The organism is Bacillus sp. 22446 (genome assembly GCF_052044955.1).
Classification (GTDB): domain Bacteria; phylum Bacillota; class Bacilli; order Bacillales; family Bacillaceae; genus Bacillus; species Bacillus altitudinis.
The window spans coordinates 85769-106268 of record NZ_JBQEOD010000005.1 but is presented as its reverse complement, the minus strand read 5'-3'; the positions used below and the strand labels follow the sequence as shown (position 1 = coordinate 106268).

Genomic DNA, 20500 nt, shown 5'->3' with positions numbered 1-20500 from the left:
GAACATAAAAAAAGGCACACCTTATGAAAAGATGTGCCTTTTATTCTTATGATTGTTTGAGACGGCTCTCAAGTTCTGCCTTTTTCTCTTCGAAGCCCGGTTTTCCTAATAAAGCAAACATGTTCACTTTATACGCTTCTACTCCAGGCTGGTCGAATGGATTGACGCCTAGTAAATACCCAGACATCGCACATGCTTTTTCGAAGAAGTACACGAGATATCCGAATGTATAAGCATCCATTTCAGGAATTGTCACAATCAGGTTCGGTACTTTTCCATCCGTATGAGCAAGCATTGTGCCTTCAAATGCTTTTTTATTGACGAAATCAACCGTTTTTCCTGCAAGATAGTTTAACCCATCAAGGTCTTGTTCTTCTGCTTCGATGACAAGTTCATGTCGTGGCTTGTCTACATTCACGATGGTTTCAAACAAGTCTCTTCTTCCTTCTTGTACATATTGACCAAGTGAATGAAGATCCGTTGAGAAGTTGGCAGATGAAGGATAGATTCCTTTTTCATCTTTCCCTTCACTTTCGCCGAATAACTGCTTCCACCACTCCGCAAAGTACTGTAAGCCTGGCTCATAGTTAATCAGCATTTCAATTGTCCGTCCTTTATTATAAAGAACATTACGGACAACCGCATATTGATAAGCCGCATTTTCTGAGAGCTCAGATGAAGCGAAGTCTTCACTTGCTTTCGCAGCACCTTCCATCATTTGATCAATGTCTGCACCGCTTACAGCGATTGGCAATAGACCAACTGCTGTTAAGACGGAATAGCGTCCGCCGACGTCATCAGGGATGATAAATGATTCATAGCCTTCTTCAGTTGCTAACGTTTTGAGTGCCCCGCGTGCCTTGTCAGTTGTCGCATAGATGCGTTTTTTCGCTTCTTCAGCACCATATTTTTCGATAAGGAGCTTTTTAAAGATACGGAACGCAATGGCTGGCTCTGTTGTTGTACCAGATTTTGAAATCACGTTAATGGAGAAATCGGCATCTTCTAGCAGATCCATTACATCTGTTAAATAAGAAGAACTGATGTTGTTTCCAATAAAGATGATTTGCGGTGTTTTGCGTTTGCCTTTTGGCAAAGTATTATAGAAAGAATGGTTTAAAAACTCAATGGCCGCACGTGCGCCAAGATAAGAACCACCAATTCCAACAACGAGTAATACATCAGAATCAGACTTAATCTTTTCTGCACTTTTTTTAATGCGGGCAAATTCTTCGCGATCATATTGCTTCGGTAAGTCAACCCAGCCTAAATAATCACTGCCAGTACCCGTTTGTTCATGAATATTATGATGGGCCACCTTCACAAAATCTTTTAAATATGTAAGCTCATGTTCTTGAAAGAAAGGTAACGCTTTCGAGTAGTCAAATTGAATATGTGTCATCGCTTGTAAGCCCTCCATTACGTTAGTTCTGTCCCTTTCACTTTAGCGGAACTAGCTATTGAAATCAAGTGATCGTCATTGATGCAGCAAAAAGCCGCTCCTCATGAAGAGAAGCGGCCATCCAAATTATAGAGAAGCTTTCAAAATCGCTAAAATGTCATCACGGCCAAGTTTCATAAAGTTACCAAAACCACCATATTCCATTTCTTTTGCTGCGATGTCAGCAATTTTGTCCAGTTGATCTTCACCAATATCATAATCCGCTAAACGACTCGGTGCACCGAGGCTTGTCCAGAAGGCTGACAGCTTGTCGATTCCTTCTAATGCGATGTCACGATCCGATTTTCCTTCTGTCTCAATGTCAAACATGTTCAACATGAGGTTTTTAAAACGTTCGACATTATGATCGAGTGTATGACGCATCCAGTTTGGGAAGAGGATCGCAAGTCCACCTGCATGCGGTATGTCATAGACTGCTGATACTGCATGCTCAATCGTATGAGATGCCCAGTCTCCAAAATAGCCCATTTGCAGCGTGCCATTTAAAGCAATCGTTCCTGCATAAAGGATGGTTTCACGGTGCTCATAGTTTTGTAAGTCTTCAAGTAGCTTTGGTGCTGTCTCGATGACTGTTTGAAGAACAGCAAAACACATCCGATCTTGTAGAGGCGTATTTTTGACATTATGGAAGTATTGTTCAAATACATGGCTCATCATATCAACCATGCCATACACCGTCTGATTCTCTGGCACAGAATATGTGTGCTCAGGATCTAAAATTGAAAAAGCAGGGTGCGTGACTGAACTGCCCCACACGTATTTTTCATTTGTTTCCCAGTTCGTGATCACAGAATCCGGGTTCATTTCTGAGCCTGTCGCTGCAAGTGTCAATACTGTGCCAAATGGCAGTGCTTTTTGAGCGGTCGTTTTCTTTGAAATAATATCCCAAACATTCCCGTCATATTCAGCTCCAGCTGCAATGGCTTTTGTACAGTCGATGACACTTCCCCCACCAACTGCTAATAAGAAATCAATGTTCTCATTTTGGCAAATGTCGATCCCTTTTTGCACTGTAGTGAGACGAGGGTTCGGTTCAACTCCTGACAGTTCAAATACGTCAGCCTCTGCTTCATTTAAAGCGCTGATGACCTTATCATAAAGACCATTTTTCTTAATACTGCCTCCACCATATACAAGAAGCACTCGCTTTCCATAACGAGCGAGTTCGCTTTTTAGTCCGTCTAGTTGTCCTTTTCCAAACATTAATTTCGTTGGATTATAGTAAATAAAGTTCTCCATCTGTTCTACATCTCCTTAAAACATATATATCCAAAAACATGAAAGACTACTGTAACATATGTACATGCAGAACTCAAAAAAGATAACTGCTTAAAAGCAGCTATCTTTTTCATGTTCGATTATAAAGAAGCGTTTAGAATAGCTAGAACATCTTCTTTGTTCAGCTTTTTAAATTGGCCAAATTCACCACGTGCCATTGCACGGTCTGCAATCAGATCAATTTTCTCATCGTTGATGTCATAGTCAGCTAAACGGTTTGGTGCTCCTAAACTTGTCCAGAAAGCAGAAAGTTTTTCGATTCCTTCTAAGCCAACTTCTTCGTCTGTTTTGCCCGCAGGGTCTACATCGAATACACGCACTGCTAATTGCTTGAAGCGACCTGGGTTTTCTTGAATGACATGTTTCATCCAGTTCGGGAACAAGATCGCAAGTCCGCCTGCATGAGGGATGTCATACACCGCGGATACCGCATGCTCAATATTGTGAGATGCCCAGTCTCCGCGTGCGCCCATTGAAAGCATTCCATTCAGTGCAATGGTGCCTGTGAATAAAATCGTTTCACGAAGCTCATAGTTTTCCAAATCATTGATCAGCTTTGGTGCTGTTTCAATGACCGTACGAAGAAGTCCTTCACACATACGATCTTGGTAAGGTGTATTCTCCGTGTGATGGAAATATTGTTCAAACACGTGAGACATCATGTCGACCATGCCATAAATCGTATGGTTTTTTGGCACAGTAAATGTATTGACTGGGTCAAGAATAGAGAATTTAGGGAAGACAGCTGGACTGCCCCATCCGTATTTCTCATTTGTTTCCCAGTTTGTGATGACGGAGCCAGAGTTCATTTCAGAACCTGTCGCGGCAAGTGTTAATACTGTACCAAATGGGATGGCTTCCATTGGGACATGCTTACGAGTGACGATATCCCAAGCATCTCCATCGTATTTCGCACCAGCTGCGATCGCTTTGGTTGCGTCAATGACACTACCGCCGCCGACTGCCAAAATAAAATCAATTTGGTTCTCTTTGCAAAGCTCAACCCCTTTTCTAACTGTTGTTAAGCGCGGGTTTGGCTCAACACCAGCAAGCTCAGTGATTGCAGCTCCTGATTCTTTTAAAATGCTGACAACTTGGTCATAAAGGCCATTTCGTTTAATGCTGCCTCCACCATATACAAGCAATACGTTTTTTCCGTAGTGTTTTAGTTCATCTGAAAGGGCTGATACTTCTCCCTTTCCAAAAATTAATTTCGTTGGGTTCCAATAAGTAAATCGATCCATGTGATCTCCTCCTCGCGCTACATTATGCGCCTCTTTCATTCCAAAAGTAAAGTAATTTGCTTTCATCCATTTTCTTACGCATAGTTTGGCTAAAAATCTGCAAAATATAAATGTATTGATACTGTAGCGAAAGGAGGAATCACGATGAGTGCTATTCAGCGTATTGCCCTCGTGCTCACGATTATCGGTGCTATTAACTGGGGACTAATCGGCTTTTTTCAATTTGACTTAGTAGCAGCGATCTTTGGCGGTCAAGGTGCTGCATTATCACGTATTATTTATGGTCTTGTTGGAATTGCAGGTCTTGTCAATCTTGGTCTGTTGTTCAAACCTAGTGAAGAAGCTGTCCGCCGTGACGAGCCAAATCCAGAGGTCCGCTAATGAAAAAGACATAAAAAAAGACTGCCTATGAGGCAGCCTAAGGCACCGTTTGAAGCGGTGCTTTTTTTATTTCTTGATAAGGTCTTTACGGTTTGATTGCTCAATCCACTCTTCAAGTTTATCTTTCAGTGTATTGAAACCTTGTGGTGCAGCAGCTTCTTCTTTCACTTGCTGTGGTCTTTGTTTCTTTGGTTTGCTTTCTTTTCTTTCAGGTGCTTCTTGCGTTGCACGGATAGAAAGGCTGATTTTACCAGCATTTTCATCAACAGAAAGAACTTTCACTTGTACTTCGTCACCAATTGAAAGGTGCTCGTTGATGTCTTTTACAAAACCGTGAGTTACTTCAGAAATGTGCACAAGTCCTTGAGTTTCTTCATCTAATGCAACAAACGCACCATACGCTTGTAATCCTGTTACTTTACCAGTGTAAACACTGCCTACTTCAAACTTTGTCGCCATGATAACAACTCCTAAATAAATGTTTTAATATTCGTTTATACGCAATTAAAAACTATATCACAGAACGCTCTTTTACGCAAAATATTTTTTAATTGGGTTTAGATCCGTTCAAAAGGGGGAATACCTGAAAACAAGAATGCTTTCTAGTATTCCCCCCTAATTTGAGAGGCATGAGTCCAGATGGATTGATGCCTTTTTTTATTTTAAGATAGCAGGTGCCTCTTCTTGCACTTGTCTATTCTGCAAAAAACGCTGGATTCTTGAAAGTGATTCCTGCAAGTGATCGAGTGATGATGCATATGAACAGCGAATATGTCCTTCACCACTTGGACCGAATACATTTCCAGGGACAACCGCTACTTTCTCGCTAAGCAGCAGCTCCTCGGCAAATTGTTCTGAAGTCATGCCTGTGCTTTTAATGGACGGGAAAGCGTAAAACGCTCCGTTTGGCTGGTGGCAAGTGAGTCCAAGTTCATTGAGAGAGCCGACAAACAAATTACGGCGCCTTCTGTAGCTTTTCTTCATTTTCTCCACATCTTCAAGTCCATTTTTTAATGCTTCTTCTGCGGCATATTGTGCCATAGCTGGTGCACACATCATAGAATATTGATGTATTTTCAGCATGGCATCACGGAGGACTGGCGGTGCTGCCACATAGCCTAAGCGCCACCCCGTCATAGCAAACCCTTTGGAAAAGCCTGAAATCAAAATCGTTCTTTCCTTCATATCTTGAATCGCCGCTACGCTCGTAAAAGCTTCATCGTACGTCAGCTCTGCATAAATCTCATCTGTAATGATTAAAAGATCATGCTCCTTTGCAAACTGAGCAATATCTTCAAGCTCTTCTTTCGAGTAAACAGACCCTGTTGGGTTTGATGGAGAGCATAGCAAGATGGCTTTTGTTTTCGGCGTCAGCTTCGTACGAAGATCAGCAGAATCGGCTTTAAAATCTTTTTCAGCCGATGTACTTAAATAAACCGGTACACCGCCCGCAAGTGTCGTAAGAGCCCCATATGCGACGAAACAAGGCTCTGGGATGATCACTTCGTCCCCGCTGTTTAAAATGGCGCGAAAGGCCAAATCAAGCGCCTGGCTACCACCAACCGTAATAATGAGTTCTTCTTCAGGACTGTACTCAATGTGAAACCGCTTATATAGATAATGGCTCAATTCTTTTCGCAAAGAGAGCAGCCCAGCATTTGCTGTATAAGAGGTCAGTCCTTGTTCTAAAGACATAATACTGGCTTCTCTCACATTCCAAGCTGTCACGAAATCCGGTTCGCCGACCCCGAGGGAGATAACCCCTTCCATTGTGGCTGCCAAATCAAAGAATTTCCGAATACCTGACGGCTGAATACTTTGTACCGTTTCAGATAAATAAGACTTTTTCATTTAAGGAGACACCACGATTCTTTTGTCATCGTCCCCTGTTTCAAAGACTTTCCCATCATGCTTATATCTTTTCAAAATAAAGTGGGTAGTGGTTGAAACAACAGAATCAAGTGTCGATAATTTTTCAGATACGAAGCGGGCGATATCAGACATGGATCTTCCTCTGATCACAACAGATAAATCATACACGCCTGACATTAAATACACGGACTCCACTTCTTGGAACCTGTAAATGCGTTCAGCAATTTCATCAAAACCGACGCCTCTTTTTGGGGTCACTTTCACATCAATCATCGCTGTAACGCCTTCGTGTCCGTCTACTTTTCGCCAGTCAATCATGGTCGAATAATCAATAATGACTTTTTGATCTTCGAGCTTTTGAATAATGGCTTCTGCTTCTTCTGATGTCACACCTGCCATTTTTGCAATTGTATTTAAATCGGCGCGGCTGTTTTCATCTAAAATCTCTAATATTTCAGTTTCTTTTTCGGTTAGTTTCATTGATTTCACACCTCTGATTGTAAAAAGCTAGTTTTAAAAAATCTTCTGAACATTATAGCACGTTTTTCCCATTATGCTAAGCAGGGAAAAGATTCTAATCGTAGCTTAAAATCCACTTTTTAGGGTACAATACAGTCACCTAACAGAGAGTGAGTATCAAATATCGGAGTTGATGAGTGTGGACATTGTACAGCCATCCTATATGAAAAGTAAATTCGGTTTAGATATCTATTACGAACACTATCCAAATGAAGGTAAGAAGACATTGATTTTGATTCACGGCCTCTTCTCATCTACCTTCAGCTATCGAAAGCTCATCCCGCTTCTGAAACAAGACTTCAATTTAATTGCGATTGATCTGCCTCCATTCGGGCAGTCCGAAAAATCGAATACGTTCATTTACAGCTATCGCAACATGGCAAAAATCATTATTGAACTAGCTGGTTATTTGCAGATTCAGCATGCGATCCTCGTGGGGCATTCCATGGGGGGACAAATTGCTTTATATGCTGCATCTGAGCGTCCCGACCTATTTGAAAAAGCTGTTCTTTTGTGCAGCTCAGGGTATATGAATAAGTCCAAAAAGTCGCTTGTTTACAGCACATATATTCCTTATTTTTATCTTTATTTAAAAAGAAAGTTGTTCAAGCAAGGTATTATGAAGAATTTAACCGCTGTTGTGCATGATCATTCGATTATTGATCAAGAGATGGTGGACGGATATTTAAAGCCTTTTTCAGATGACCAAATTTTCAGAGGTATTTTTCGTTTGATTCGGCACAGGGAAGGCGATTTAGCGTCAGATGTCTTAAAGAAAATGGAGACACCTGTCCTGCTGATTTGGGGGGAGGAAGACCGGATCGTTCCTATTCAAATTGGCGAAAGACTGCACAAGGATCTACCGCATTCAACCTTGCACGCATTAAAAAAAACCGGGCACCTCATCCCTGAGGAAAATCCGGTCTTTGTGTCTGATCAAATTGGTCATTTCAGCCTGTCTTAAAGCGAGCAGGAGTTACCTTCTCTTATGACAAAAAGCTGATTTGCGATATGCTGGCAGCTTTCCATCGGAAGAAGCTGATCAAATGAGTGATGGTAAATGGCTTGAATGTCTTTCGCGAAAGATAACGGGTCTTCTGCGTCGTATAAGGCACTGATGACGTCAGCAGGCTCCGTTTCGTAAAAGTCCTCTCCATACTGAAAAGGGTCCCATGCCTTAATGACTTGAATCATCTCTTCTACAGCTTGACTATCTTTCATGGGGATCACCGCTTATAATAAATTTTGTGATGTTTATTTTAGCACAACCAAGAATGGTTGAAAAACGGCTAGAGGTGGGTTTCATGAATTTCGACGAACAGATCATACGTAAAGGTTCAAAATCAGTCAAATGGGATCAAGCAGAGTCTTTGTTCCTGACAACAGATGCGCTGCCAATGTGGGTCGCAGATATGGATTTTAAAGCGCCCCAAGTCGTGCTTGATGCTTTAAAAGAACGATTAGATCACGGTGTATTCGGCTATGCATTTCAGGATCAGGAAACGCAGCAAGCAGTAGCTGACTGGCTCAAAAGAAGACACAGTTGGACGATACAAACAGATGCCGTCACCTTCACACCAGGTATCGTGACAGCACTTAGTTTTGCGGTACAAGCCTTTACAGCTCCGAATGATGAAGTGGTCATTCAGTCACCGGTGTATACGCCCTTCTATCAAATGATTGAAAGAAATGGACGTATCGTCTCAACCAATCCTTTAAAAATAGAAAACAACCGTTACATGATGGATTTTGATGATTTAGAGAAAAAATTAAGCAGACCAGAAGCAAAGCTGATGTTTCTTTGTCATCCGCATAATCCTTCAGGGAGAGCTTGGTCAAAAGAGGAATTAAAGCGTGTAGGAGATCTATGTGTACAGTACGGTGTCACCGTCGTGTCAGATGAAATTCATTCCGATCTGATGCTTTACGGACAGCCGCATGTGCCTTTTGCAAGCCTTTCTGATGAGATAGCTAACATCACGGTAACATGTATTGCACCGAGTAAAACATTTAATTTAGCTGGTCTTCAGGCATCTGCCATTATCATTTCTGATGAAGAAAAAAGAACCCTTTTCACCAATGAATTGCAAAGAAATGGATTGTCTAAACTGAATGCCTTTGCGATTCCTGCCATGGAGGCGGCCTATCGCCATGGCGATGAGTGGCTTGATTCACTTGTTCTTTATCTCGAAAATAACATGAAGATCGCAATGGATTATATTGATGAATATCTGCCGAGCATGCGTTATATGAAACCAGATGCTTCTTATCTATTATGGCTGGATATTCGTGATTATGAGCTCACTCAAGCAGAATTGAAACGTAATCTGCTGAAAAAGGGCAAGGTCATACTAGAGCTCGGAAACGTATATGGGCACGAAGGAGACGGCTTTATTCGAATGAATCTAGGCTGTCCTGCCGGAACAGTGAAAGAAGGTCTGAAGCGCCTTCATCAAGCATTCACTCTATCATCCGAATAAAACCATTTCTATCAAAAGAACATCCTAACGGGTGTTCTTTTTAAAGAAAAAAACCCTCCTATTATCATATCTACTTTGTACATGAAATGATATAATGAGAGGAATTACAATTATTTACGAGGAGAGCATTTAAATGGAAATGTTCAAGGATTTTCTGCTCCATGTATCTTTTATTCTATTTCCAATCTTTTTATATCATGCACTATGGCTAAGCCGGACCCCTGCTCATTTCCCTAAAACGAATAAACTGCTCATCACCATATTTGCATCCATTTCATCAGCACTATGTATTATGTATCCAGTTGGTTCGATTTTAGATTTGCAGACTGGGCTTCAATCGATTCCCCTTGTACTGGCTATTTTATACGGGGGATATACCGCCGGAATCGTCGCTATCTTGGTTAGTTCAACCGTAAAGTTCGTGATGTATGGCTCTTTTTTATGGGTTGGATTGATTGTTGTACCGATTTACTTTTTCATTCCTTTCCTGCTTTACCGGAAATGGCGCCAATATTCTAAGCAGAGAAAGCTGTTATACGGAGTCCTGATTGCGTTATCAAAAGGGATGTTTATTTACATTGGACTGCTTGTGGTCAGCTTAATAGAGTACAGCCCTGCATTCATTATGCAGCAAAAGCTGCTCGAATTATTTTTCTCAACTCTTTACTACATATTCTTTCTTGTGCTGAGTATTTATTCCATTGAGTTTGTGAAAGAGAATGCGCAAATGAGAACACAGCTTGTCCAATCAGAGAAACTGACGATTGTGAGTGAACTTGCAGCAAGTGTCGCCCATGAAGTTCGCAATCCACTGACGGTGGTGAGAGGATTTATCCAACTGCTCTTTTCAAGTGACAATACGAAAGAGCCGTCAACCAATAAAGATTATAAAAATCTCGTTTTATCTGAACTTGACCGTGCGCAGGATATTATTACGAGCTATCTTGATATTGCGAAACAAAATTATTATCAAATTGAGTCTCTCAATTTATCTAAATTACTTGAAGAGTGTGCATCGCTGATGACATCCTATGCGAATTTTAAGTCGGTCACGATTCATCAATCGATTGAACCAGACTTATACATCCAAGGTGATGAAACGAAAATCAAACAAGTCATGATTAATTTAATCAAAAATGCAATTGAAGCAGCGCCCGAACACGAAGGTAAAATCGAACTGTTTGCTTCAAAAGAAAATCATCGAATCTGCCTTTATTTCGTTGATAACGGTGTAGGCATGTCAGAAAGTCAAATGAAAAAGCTTGGTGAACCCTATTACACATTGAAAAATAAAGGAACAGGGCTTGGGTTGACAGTGACATTTTCCATCATTGAAAATCATCATGGAACGATTCGTTTCAAAAGCTCATTGCAGTCTGGTACAACAGTCACCGTGAAGTTTCCTGAAGATACAAGAAGAAAATGATCAATCCATTTTTTTTGTCCTTTTTTCATCGATCTGCTCCTGCTTTTTAGAAGCACGAACGATCAGACGAAAGCAAATAAATGCAGCAGCAAAGAAAAGCACCGTCGTGATTGCCGCAGGGATATACTCCCTTTTATCTTCAGGAAAATACAGTAGAAAGAATATGATGAACGACATGTTCCGCTCTTCCCCCTTTTGCTCGTTTACTTCACTATATTGGCTAAAAGAAAGGAAATACCTTCTTATGCGAAGGAAATGGAGGAATTTCATATGACAGACATTCAGATTGGACAAATCGTGAAAGGTTTTTACAAAACAGGTGTTTACATTGGGGAAGTGACAGCCGTTAAACCATCTACTTATCTCGTTCAAGTAAAATCGGTTTTAACACACCCCACTCAAGGTGACCTGCATCATCCAAAAGAAGCGGACGTACCTTTTTTTCAGGAAAGACGGGCTTTGGCCTTTAGGGAACAGACGAACATCCCTCATCATATGGTCAAGCCTTATGATGGCGACATCCCTGATTATCAAGTATCACTGAAAGACGCCGTAGACAAATTGAAAAAAGGGCTCAGTGCGGATGATTCCAAGTGGGCTGAAAAATCAAGAGCGTGCCTCTCTTCTCTTGAAAAAGATTATTTTCCAGAAGACGCCCGCTAATCTGCCGAATCAAAAAAGTGAGAGAAGTCAATGAGTTCACCAATTTTGGTTGTTTGCGGATTTTCCACATAGGATCGATCTTTTTCAAAAAGGGTGAACAGCTGATAAGTGGTCATGGCATCATCGAGTGCTTTATGATGCTTACCAGCTCCTTCACTGCCGTACTCCTTAGCTGCTTTCCGAAGTCCTGTGAGTGTTCTATCCCCAAAAAAGGTTTTATATTCAAAAGCCAGATCCCTTTGATTCCCCTTAAAAGGAAAACCAATATGATTGAGCATACAGTTTTGCTTCAGTACCTTCATGTCCATATTTCCCCATGTGATAATCTCACAGTCTTCTCCCCCATCGAGTGACACGAGCTTCTCGATAAACGCCTCAAAAGAAATCCCGCTTTCTACATCCTGCTGCGTAATGCCAAGGAACGATTTACAGCGCTTTGTCAGCTTCGGGAACTTTTTCGGTTTGACATAGCTTGAGAATGTGTCTATGATCGTTTCATTTGATGCTTTGACGACACCGGCTTCAATGATTTCCGGGAAAAAATTTTGCGGATGATATTTCCCATCAGGCATCGTAAATTCAAAATCGACCACAAGCAGCGTCTTCTGTTCCATCAGTCTCACCCCACTTTCTCGTCTGTTTTCCATCCTGCTACTATTATATTAAGACGGACTTTGAAATCACTTCATTTTCGTGAAAATAATGCAGATTCACTATGCCCAACCTATTCATCAGATGAAAGATCGTTTATTTTCCTTTATAATTATTAAGGAACACGAAATAAATAAAGAAGGTGGTCTTTATCACAAACAGGAAGAAAAACTTGTACATCATGTGGTTTGTGAACTTTTTTGTATCTGCCAGCATTACAATGATCGTCCCTTTTTTATCACTTTACATAGAGTCTCTTGATAGCAGTTATTCGAATGAATTTGTTCAAAGATGGAGCGGCTATGTCTTTGGGGTTACGTTTTTAACAGCCTTTCTCATTTCTCCAATTTGGGGACGGATTGGTGACCGGCATGGCTATAAAAAGATTTTGCTCATTAACGGCATTGGGATTGCAACAAGCATTTTATTAATGGGGCTTGTTCAAACCGTTTATCAACTATTTGCGTTACGGCTTTTCATGGGGCTTGTGACAGGCTTTATTTCGACTTCGATGGCACTGATTTCTGCACAGACCGAAAAGGCAACAGCCGGTAAGACCCTTGGTACAATGCAGATGAGTAATGTCGCCGGAGGGTTATTTGGTCCATTAATGGGGGGATTTATGGCAGACAGTGTCGGATTCATTTATACATTTTTCTTAACAGCTGCTGTCATATATGTGTCAGCGATTGTCATTATCTTCGGTGTGAAAGAACAGCCGATCCGTTCAAAAGAAGCAAAACGGGTTTCTTACTCACGGAAGGACGTCCTTGTCCATATTTTCAAACAGCCTTTACTTGTCGTCACCATGCTTCTCACATTCATTACGCAAGTCGGGAACTTTAGTATTCAGCCGCTTTTAGCCTTGTACATTCATGATTTACACGGCCCAGTCAATCTTGCCTTTTATGCAGGGCTGGCGTTTTCTGCAACCGGGCTTGGCAATTTGCTGTTTACACGGAAATGGGGAGATCTTGGAGATCGTATTGGTCACGATAAGGTGCTGCTTGCCCTTCTCATCCTCTCCTCCATTTTATTTATCCCGCAAGCGATGGCAGATTCCTACGGGATGTTAGTCATCTTCCGTTTCTTATACGGGATGGCACTAGGTGGCATCATTCCTTGTACGACGGCCTACATTCGCATCAAAGCGCCTGCCTCTATGCAAGGGGAAGTGCTTGGTTACAATGTCAGCTTCCGCTTTCTTGGAAATGTCGTCGGACCCGTCATAGGTGGCATTGTGGCGAGTCATTACGGAATTCCAGCTGTCTTTTATGTCACCGCCGGCATTTTCCTTTTCGGGGCATTATTTTTATGGGCGGTCCGCTCACAATCAAAGTCAAAAGAGAGGAGTGTCTGATCCATCATCAGATACTCTTTTCTTTCTGTCTAAATGCCTTGTTTACTAGACTTCACGTCTATTCTTTTCTAAAAATAACCTTCTCGTAATCGCAAAAGAATGGTACGATATGGCTAGAAATCCGAAGAAAGTGAGTGACCTCATGTTTCGTGCAATCATTGGATGGTTATTACTTGTTGCCCTCATTCCATTATTTGTTCTGACTTTTTATCTATCAAAGGAAGAAGCCGCAAGTGTAAAACCTGTTAACGAAGTGCTTGATCAAAAAATCAAGCTGGAAAAGGTAGACTTTTCCCAAAACAGTTATATGTATGATCGAGATGGTTCTCTTATCTCTGAGATCGTATCAAACGATGAGAACCGTGTTTTCGTGAAGTACGATAAAATTCCTGATTCCGTCAAGGAGCTGTTCCTCCGATCAGAGGACCGCAACTTTTATGACCATAAAGGCATTGACTTTATGGGCGTGATTCGTGCCCTTGCCGCAAATGTGAAAAACCATGGCATTAGCCAAGGCGCTAGCACCATCACACAACAGTTATCCCGTAATTTATATTTAAGTCATGAACGTTCATTCAGCCGAAAGTTTACAGAACTGCTCTATTCCTATGAGCTCGAGCGAAAATTTACAAAAGAGGAAATTCTCGAAAGCTATTTAAATACGATTTATTTCAGTAACGGGGTTTACGGTGTCGGTTCTGCGGCTAATTACTATTTTGATAAGCCGCTTAGTTCTTTGACGCTTGCACAGATGGCATTTATTTCTGCGATTCCTAACAACCCTACGCTGTATGACCCATTGAAACAATTCAAACATACAAAGAAACGCCAGGAACGGCTGCTTGGTATTTTAGAAAAAGATGGTGTCATTACTAAGAAGCAATACAAAAAAGCAGTGAAAGAAAAAATCAGCTTGTCCTTAAGTGAAAAGAAAAATCTTTACCCTGACTATGTGACATACGCCAATGAAGAATTTACCGATCTGGTGTCTGATCAGGAAGGCTTTACAAAACGATTGAAAAAAGCCAAAACACCTGGCGCAAAAAAGGCAATTCAAAAAGAATTATCAGAAAAGGTTAGTGCATTGCTTCAAGATGGTGTGAAGATTTATACAGCACTAGACCCTTCCTTACAACAAAGAGCGGTTTATCAGCTCAATGCACAATTGCCTTATCAAGGTGTGGAAGGCGGTTCAGCAGTCATTAACCACCAAACCCATCAAATCGTCGCACTTGCTGGCGGGAAGAATTATAAAAAATTTGATTTCAACTACGCCTATCAAGCGCAAAGACAACCAGGTTCCGCCATTAAGCCGCTGTTAGATTATGGCCCTTATATTGATCAAACCGGTGCCACGGCATCAAGCAAAATCAGTGCCGGCAAGTTTTGCAGTAGCGGATATTGCCCGCAAAACTATAATCATAAAACGTATGGAACTGTAACACTTGAAACAGCCTTTAAGAACTCTTACAATACACCAGCGATTCGTATGCTTGATACAGTCGGTGTCAAAAAAGGCTTCAGCTATTTAGAAAAGTTTTCATTCGAACATATTGTCGCAGATGATTACCGTCTCCCTTCTGCACTTGGAGGATTTACAAAAGGCTTCTCGCCGCTAGAAATAACCGATGCATATACCGTGTTTGGCAATCAAGGTGCCTATACGCGAAATCACTCCATTACAAAGGTCACAGACTTAAACGGCAAAACCCTTTACAAGTGGAAAGAGTCGCCGAAGCAAATCTATTCTCAGCGTACAAATGAAACAATGCGCAAGCTGCTTGCCTCTGTTGTGAAAAGTGGAACAGGGAAAAAGGCGAATTTCAATTCTCCTTACATTGGGGGAAAAACAGGCACATCCAATGACTACAAAGACATTTGGTTTGTTGGCCTGACAGATCAATACACAATGGGTGTATGGGTAGGAAGAGATAGAGGAACCGTTGAATCTATTTATAGTTCAAGCCCGCACTTACGTATTTGGAAACAAACTATGCAATACGCTAGATAAACAGGAGGTTTGATTGCGATGCATTCAACACAACCCTCTCACTTCATTTTATTTGACGGTGTCTGCAACGTGTGCAGTGGTGCTGTTCAGTTTATCATCAAGCGCGATCCGAATGAGCGGATGATGTTTGCTTCTTTACAATCAGATACAGGGCAGCGTGTTTTAAAAGAAAACGGCTTGCCTTTAGATGAGTTCAATTCATTCATTTATATTGAAAATGGGACCCTTTATATGAAGTCAACAGGCATCTTAAAAGCAGCGCGGCATTTAAAAGGGATATACAGATGGAGCTATTTACTCCTCGCGATCCCTCGTCCAATCCGTGACTGGTTTTATCAACTCATTGCAAAGAATCGCTACAAATGGTTTGGTCAAAAAACATCCTGCATGATGCCTACACCTGATATTCAGAAGCGGTTTCTTCCATAAAAAAAGCATCCTCCATCATCGGAGGATGCTTTCTTTCGTCTGATTAAGCTGGCAGACTCGCCATCACACTGTTATAAAGCTTAATAAATAAGTACAAAATGCCGATCAAAAATGTGGCCCAAAACAGCAGATTAAACATCATAAACCCAATTAAATTCAGCATAGAAAGTGATTGATAAATGCGTACCACAACCCAGATAAAATAGACGAGACTTGCTAAAACAAAAAGTCCAACAAGCAAAATGAGCTGCTGCGTCAATAGAAATGCAAGTAAGCTGGCAAACAAATAGACAACCGATGCAATCCGAATTTTCTTTAAGTTCTCCCCTTCAGGGTCCTTTGCAAAAAAGAGCAGCGCCAACTCTAACACCGTATCTGCAATGAGTTTTAAAGCAGATAAAATCATAAAATAAACAAGTGCAAATGCGGCAAATAAAGCAAGACGAATGCCCTGTTCAGAGAAAAATTCCAGCATTCCTTTTAAAATTCCTGCTTGGGTCAAGAAGTCAGTCGTGATACCTACTGTAAAAATAGAAAAGGCAGAGCTGAATAGCAAAATTGAAATCAGCGGAAAATATCCAGTCAAATATGTATTTTTCATAAATAGATCCTTTCTCATAAGCTCATTTTTATTATGGCTCACTTAAAACGGATTGACAAGATGCTTTCCAAGTAAACTGGAATCTAAATCAAATTTGTGATTTCGCACGTACATTCCTTCACAAACTTACATTTTCCCGTTAAAGTATTACTATTACGAAAAAATTGCACGTTAGGGGTATACTCGTGAAAAAAACTTTAAGACTGCAAACACGGCTGACGATCTTTGTCTGTATTGTTGTCCTGATCTCCCTCTGTATCACATTCTTTACGATCTGGTCAGAAACAGCCAAGAATATTCATCAGCAGGAACGTGATATCGCCCTCTCCACTGCTAAAATGGTCGCAGAGGCTCCGATCACAGCAAAATCATTGGAAAAAGATCAATCATATACAGCACTGCGAAAATATACAACAAGTGTTCAGCGTATTACCAAAACCGAATTCGTTGTCGTCATGGATATGAACGGTATCCGCAAAACACATCCGAATCCGCAAAAGATTGGGAAGCGGTTTGCTGGCGGTGATGAAAAACCGGCATTACAGGGTAAAGAACATATTAGTACCGCATCTGGAACACTTGGCAAGTCCATGCGTGCCTTTGTTCCTGTTTATAACCAAGATGGCAAGCAGCTCGGGGCTGTGGCAGTTGGGATTACATTAAAGGAAATTGATTTAATTATTCATCAAAGCCTGCTCCCGCTCTACTTTGTCACATCGCTAAGCCTTTTATCTGGCATTATCGGTGCACTCATTGTGGCACGTAAAGTAAAGAAGATTATGTTTGGACTAGAGCCTGATGAAATTGCCACATTATTAAAAGAACGAAGCGCTATGCTAGAATCAACAAAAGAAGGCATTCTTGCCGTCGATCAGCACGGTAAAATCAAGCTGGCAAATGCAGAAGCTAAACGTCTATTTCATAATATGGGCATTATGGTTGACCCTAGAGAACAAGATGTACAGGCCCTTCTTCCTTCAAGCGGCTTAAAGCAAGTAATCGAAACACGGAAACCGCTGCTTGATCGCGATGTCAGAATGAACGGACTGGAGCTTGTCTTTAATGAGGTGCCGATTACGGTAAAAGGGGAAATTGTCGGAGCGATCGCAACCTTCCGTGACAAAACAGAAGTCAAACACCTGGCTGAGCAGCTGAGCGGGGTGAAGATGTATGCCAATGCACTTCGTGCCCAGTCACACGAATTTATGAACAAGCTTCATGTCATTTTAGGATTGGTACAGCTAAAGAACTATGATGACCTTGGCACCTATATTAAAGATATTGCGATTTATCAGCAGACAGAAACAAATGAAATCATCAACCATGTGAAAAACTCAGTCTTAGCCGGGTTTTTACTAGGAAAACAAAGCTACATCAGAGAACAAGGCGCAGCTTTAGAAGTCAATTGCAGTACACAGGTACCAAACTCGGAGGACCCAGCAGTCACGCATGACCTTATTACGGTCATCGGTAATCTGTTAAATAACGCACTCGATGCCGTTTCCCATACAGAGAACAAAAATATCTCCATCTCATTCAGATATGTCCAAGAGCAGCTTCATATTGAAATTACAGACACAGGGGTCGGTCTGACAAAAGAAGAACAGGACATTATGTTTGATCAAGGCTTTTCAACAAAAGGAGAAGACAGAGGATTTGGCCTTTATTTTGTTGACCAAAGCATCAAAAAACTGAACGGACATATGATCGTCACTAGCGAAAAAGGAGAAGGAACGACCTTTAGTCTCCGTATTCCATATAAACAAAAGGAGGATTCACATGATTAATGTGTTGATCGTAGAAGATGACCCAATGGTCGGGGAGCTGAATAAACGCTACTTGACCCAAATAGAAGGATTTGAATTAAAAGGGATTGCCACCTCATTTCAGAAGGCACTAGACATCTTAAAATCAGAAATCATTCACCTTGTATTGCTTGATATTTATATGCCTGGACAAAATGGGCTCGCCCTATTATCAGAAATTCGTCAGCAAAATCATTCCGTTGACGTCATCGTCATTTCAGCTGCAAATGAAGTGGATGTCGTACAGCAAACGATGCGAAACGGAGCTGTCGACTATTTAATCAAACCTTTTGAGTTTGAACGCTTCCAATCAGCACTGGCAGAATATAAAAGAAAACATGCCCTATACCAAACGATGAACAGCATCTCTCAAAATGATTTAGACGCGAAGCTTTTTCATAAAAAAGCAGAGGCGGAAAAAGTCCTGCTGCCAAAAGGCCTGACGAAGAGCACACTCAAACTCATCTGGACAAGCATCCAATCATTCGGTCAGCAGGCTTTCACGACCGAAGACCTAGCCAATCATACTGAAATCTCCCAAGTTTCGATTAGAAAATATTTGAAATTTCTTGAGGATATCGAAGTGGTTGATGTGGAGATGGCATACGGGACAATCGGCCGCCCTGTTTTCCAATATAAACTGAATACAAGCAACATGAATTTGATTCAGCAATATCTTTAATTTGACACATCTGACCTTTCACAAAGGCCAGATGTTTTTTTATGGCATACGATGTCACAAACCCCTTGATATCAGTGGTTCCACTGTAGTAGAGCACATCATAAAAGCGGCATTATATCATATTTCAGCACATAAAAAGACATCGAATTTAGCCTTTTAACATTTTTTTAAAAATAAAACAAATTTCTATTTATTTATTCGATGGGAAATGATAAATTATGATTGATTAGTTCAACGAGATATAAGTCTGATGTCTTACATCTTCTCTCCTGTTTCCATCAATTTTAAAAGAATGCAGGATAAAATACCCTTTTCACAAGGATAGGAGAAGGCAAGAGTCGGTCTTTTTTCGCGAGACTTTTCTGAAACTTTTAAATTTTATAGGGGGTTATGTTTTGAAGAAGCGCAAAATTGGACTTGCATTGTCCTTAGTCGTAGCAGCAGGAACCATCCTTGGAGCATGCGGCAACTCTGGCTCAAACAGCGGTGAAAACAAAAAAGATAAAGATCAATTCACTGTTGCAATGGTAACTGATGTCGGTGGTGTCGATGACAAATCGTTTAACCAATCTGCTTGGGAAGGTTTACAAGCATTTGGGAAAGACAACAATTTAACAAAAGGTAAAAACGGCTTTGATTACTTACAATCTAAATCAGACGCTGACTATACAACAAACTTAAACACACTTGCTCGTGAGAAATTTGATTTGATTTACGGAATTGGTTTCTTAATGCAAGATTCTATTACTGAAATTGCGAATCAACGTAAGAAAAACCACTTTGCCATCGTTGATGCAGTTGTAAAAAAAGACAACGTAGCAAGCATTACATTTAACGAAAACGAAGGTTCATTCCTTGTAGGTGTGGCAGCGGCTCTTTCTACAAAATCAAACAAAATTGGTTTTGTTGGCGGCGTTGATTCTGAATTAATCAGAAAATTCGAAGTTGGTTTCCGTGCAGGCGTTGAAGCAGCTAATCCAAAAGCAAAAGTTGAAGTGAAATATGCTGGTGCATTCGATAAAGCAGACATCGGTAAAGCAACAGCTGAAAGTATGTACAAATCTGGCGTTGACGTCATTTACCACGCAGCAGGCGGAACTGGAACTGGTGTCTTCACAGAAGCGAAAAACCTGAAAAAAGCTGATCCTGACCGCAAAGTGTGGGTTATCGGTGTTGATAAAGACCAGTATGACGAAGGTAAAGTACCTGGAACAAAACAAAGTGTCACTCTTACTTCTATGATTAAGAAAGTAGACACAGCGGTACAAGACTTAACAACAAAAGCAAAAGAAGGTAAATTCCCTGGTGGCGAAGTCATCACGTACGGTCTGAAAGAAGGCGGCGTTGACATCTCTCCATCTCAAGAGAATCTTGATAAAGATGTATTAAAGAAAGTCGAAGAATGGAAACAAAAAATCATCAAGGGTGAAGTGAAAATCCCTGCAACACGTGATGAACTAAAAGATTTTAAAGCTTAATTTGTGCATCGGGATAAGCGCGCCTTATCCCCTTGCCTCTCCTTTACCTCCTCTTTATTCGTAAAAGGTGGTAAAAGAAAAGCTGCAGCCTTGTTTTGCAGCTTTTCTTTTGCTAGTTTTTATCTTCATCAGCACCCTAAAAAAGGAGCGGTTAAACC

The 20500-nt window shown here is 41.0% G+C and carries 21 protein-coding genes; 11 read left to right on the top strand and 10 right to left on the bottom strand.

Annotated features, from left to right (window positions below; genetic code table 11):
* Positions 1-46 precede the first annotated feature (46 nt).
* The 3 genes from ACTJJD_RS12020 to ACTJJD_RS12010 all read right to left on the bottom strand — a co-directional run bounded on the left by ACTJJD_RS12020 (position 47) and on the right by ACTJJD_RS12010 (position 3984).
* A complete protein-coding gene (locus tag ACTJJD_RS12020; protein ID WP_017358963.1) occupies positions 47-1402 on the bottom strand; it encodes a glucose-6-phosphate isomerase in 1356 nt (451 codons plus the stop codon).
* Positions 1403-1528: 126 nt separating this feature from the next.
* Entirely contained in the window at positions 1529-2701 is a 1173-nt protein-coding gene (locus tag ACTJJD_RS12015) for an iron-containing alcohol dehydrogenase (RefSeq protein ID WP_008345787.1), read from the bottom strand.
* A gap of 119 nt (positions 2702-2820) precedes the next feature.
* The gene (locus ACTJJD_RS12010) at positions 2821-3984 is read right to left on the bottom strand and encodes an iron-containing alcohol dehydrogenase (protein WP_017358962.1); all 1164 of its coding nucleotides are present in this window, start codon (positions 3982-3984) and stop codon (positions 2821-2823) included.
* 144 nt (positions 3985-4128) lie between these two features.
* Between ACTJJD_RS12010 and ACTJJD_RS12005 the strand changes: the two genes are divergently transcribed.
* Positions 4129-4365, top strand: a complete 237-nt coding sequence (locus ACTJJD_RS12005) for a DUF378 domain-containing protein (protein ID WP_008345792.1) — start codon at positions 4129-4131, stop codon at positions 4363-4365.
* A 66-nt stretch (positions 4366-4431) separates the two neighbouring features.
* Here the strand turns inward: ACTJJD_RS12005 and yugI are convergent, their stop codons facing one another.
* The 3 genes from yugI to ACTJJD_RS11990 form a co-directional block, all read right to left on the bottom strand.
* Positions 4432-4824, bottom strand: a complete 393-nt coding sequence (gene yugI, locus ACTJJD_RS12000) for a S1 domain-containing post-transcriptional regulator GSP13 (protein WP_008345795.1) — start codon at positions 4822-4824, stop codon at positions 4432-4434.
* Positions 4825-5022: 198 nt separating this feature from the next.
* Complete coding sequence (locus ACTJJD_RS11995) at positions 5023-6216, bottom strand: aminotransferase (protein ID WP_008345797.1); 1194 nt, start codon at positions 6214-6216, stop codon at positions 5023-5025.
* A complete protein-coding gene (locus tag ACTJJD_RS11990; protein WP_007500517.1) occupies positions 6217-6717 on the bottom strand; it encodes an Lrp/AsnC family transcriptional regulator in 501 nt (166 codons plus the stop codon). It abuts the gene before it with no gap.
* Positions 6718-6895: 178 nt separating this feature from the next.
* On the opposite strand from ACTJJD_RS11990, the gene ACTJJD_RS11985 reads away from it, so the two are divergent.
* Positions 6896-7720 (top strand): alpha/beta fold hydrolase, encoded by an 825-nt coding sequence (locus ACTJJD_RS11985; RefSeq protein WP_017367944.1) that lies wholly within the window; start codon positions 6896-6898, stop codon positions 7718-7720.
* On the opposite strand, the gene ACTJJD_RS11980 is transcribed toward ACTJJD_RS11985, so the two are convergent.
* Positions 7717-7977, bottom strand: a complete 261-nt coding sequence (locus ACTJJD_RS11980; RefSeq protein WP_019744047.1) for a YugE family protein — start codon at positions 7975-7977, stop codon at positions 7717-7719. The genes ACTJJD_RS11985 and ACTJJD_RS11980 overlap by 4 nt on opposite strands.
* A gap of 83 nt (positions 7978-8060) precedes the next feature.
* Here ACTJJD_RS11980 and ACTJJD_RS11975 point away from each other — a divergent pair, with 83 nt between their 5' ends.
* Positions 8061-9236 carry a MalY/PatB family protein gene (locus tag ACTJJD_RS11975; RefSeq protein ID WP_168948556.1) on the top strand — a complete coding sequence of 392 codons (1176 nt, stop codon included), beginning with the start codon at positions 8061-8063 and terminating at the stop codon, positions 9234-9236.
* A gap of 133 nt (positions 9237-9369) precedes the next feature.
* Positions 9370-10662 carry a sensor histidine kinase gene (locus ACTJJD_RS11970; RefSeq protein WP_008345807.1) on the top strand — a complete coding sequence of 431 codons (1293 nt, stop codon included), beginning with the start codon at positions 9370-9372 and terminating at the stop codon, positions 10660-10662.
* On the opposite strand, the gene ACTJJD_RS11965 is transcribed toward ACTJJD_RS11970, so the two are convergent.
* Positions 10663-10839 carry a hypothetical protein gene (locus ACTJJD_RS11965; protein ID WP_008345810.1) on the bottom strand — a complete coding sequence of 59 codons (177 nt, stop codon included), beginning with the start codon at positions 10837-10839 and terminating at the stop codon, positions 10663-10665.
* 93 nt (positions 10840-10932) lie between these two features.
* Here ACTJJD_RS11965 and ACTJJD_RS11960 point away from each other — a divergent pair, with 93 nt between their 5' ends.
* The gene (locus ACTJJD_RS11960; protein WP_277687615.1) at positions 10933-11325 is read left to right on the top strand and encodes a kinase-associated lipoprotein B; all 393 of its coding nucleotides are present in this window, start codon (positions 10933-10935) and stop codon (positions 11323-11325) included.
* On the opposite strand, the gene kapD is transcribed toward ACTJJD_RS11960, so the two are convergent.
* Complete coding sequence (gene kapD, locus ACTJJD_RS11955) at positions 11322-11939, bottom strand: 3'-5' exonuclease KapD (protein WP_008345814.1); 618 nt, start codon at positions 11937-11939, stop codon at positions 11322-11324. The genes ACTJJD_RS11960 and kapD overlap by 4 nt on opposite strands.
* 218 nt (positions 11940-12157) lie before the next feature.
* Between kapD and ACTJJD_RS11950 the strand changes: the two genes are divergently transcribed.
* From ACTJJD_RS11950 to ACTJJD_RS11940, 3 genes are all read left to right on the top strand, one after another.
* Entirely contained in the window at positions 12158-13336 is a 1179-nt protein-coding gene (locus tag ACTJJD_RS11950) for an MFS transporter (RefSeq protein WP_241698631.1), read from the top strand.
* A gap of 109 nt (positions 13337-13445) precedes the next feature.
* Positions 13446-15347 carry a transglycosylase domain-containing protein gene (locus ACTJJD_RS11945; protein WP_440600117.1) on the top strand — a complete coding sequence of 634 codons (1902 nt, stop codon included), beginning with the start codon at positions 13446-13448 and terminating at the stop codon, positions 15345-15347.
* Positions 15348-15365: 18 nt separating this feature from the next.
* A complete protein-coding gene (locus ACTJJD_RS11940) occupies positions 15366-15776 on the top strand; it encodes a thiol-disulfide oxidoreductase DCC family protein (protein ID WP_058336862.1) in 411 nt (136 codons plus the stop codon).
* Between the two features lie 43 nt (positions 15777-15819).
* On the opposite strand, the gene ACTJJD_RS11935 is transcribed toward ACTJJD_RS11940, so the two are convergent.
* On the bottom strand, positions 15820-16377 hold the full coding sequence (locus ACTJJD_RS11935; RefSeq protein WP_017367952.1) for a YufK family protein: 558 nt from the start codon (positions 16375-16377) through the stop codon (positions 15820-15822).
* Positions 16378-16562: 185 nt separating this feature from the next.
* Here ACTJJD_RS11935 and malK point away from each other — a divergent pair, with 185 nt between their 5' ends.
* The 3 genes from malK (at position 16563) to ACTJJD_RS11920 (ending at position 20342) form a co-directional block, all read left to right on the top strand.
* Positions 16563-18164, top strand: coding sequence for a malate sensor histidine kinase MalK (malK, locus tag ACTJJD_RS11930; RefSeq protein WP_017367953.1), 1602 nt, complete (start codon positions 16563-16565; stop codon positions 18162-18164).
* Positions 18157-18864 carry a response regulator gene (locus tag ACTJJD_RS11925; RefSeq protein ID WP_050826562.1) on the top strand — a complete coding sequence of 236 codons (708 nt, stop codon included), beginning with the start codon at positions 18157-18159 and terminating at the stop codon, positions 18862-18864. Before malK ends, ACTJJD_RS11925 begins: the two co-directional genes overlap by 8 nt.
* 395 nt (positions 18865-19259) lie before the next feature.
* Positions 19260-20342, top strand: coding sequence for a BMP family lipoprotein (locus ACTJJD_RS11920; protein WP_008345828.1), 1083 nt, complete (start codon positions 19260-19262; stop codon positions 20340-20342).
* The last annotated feature ends 158 nt before the right edge of the window (positions 20343-20500 follow it).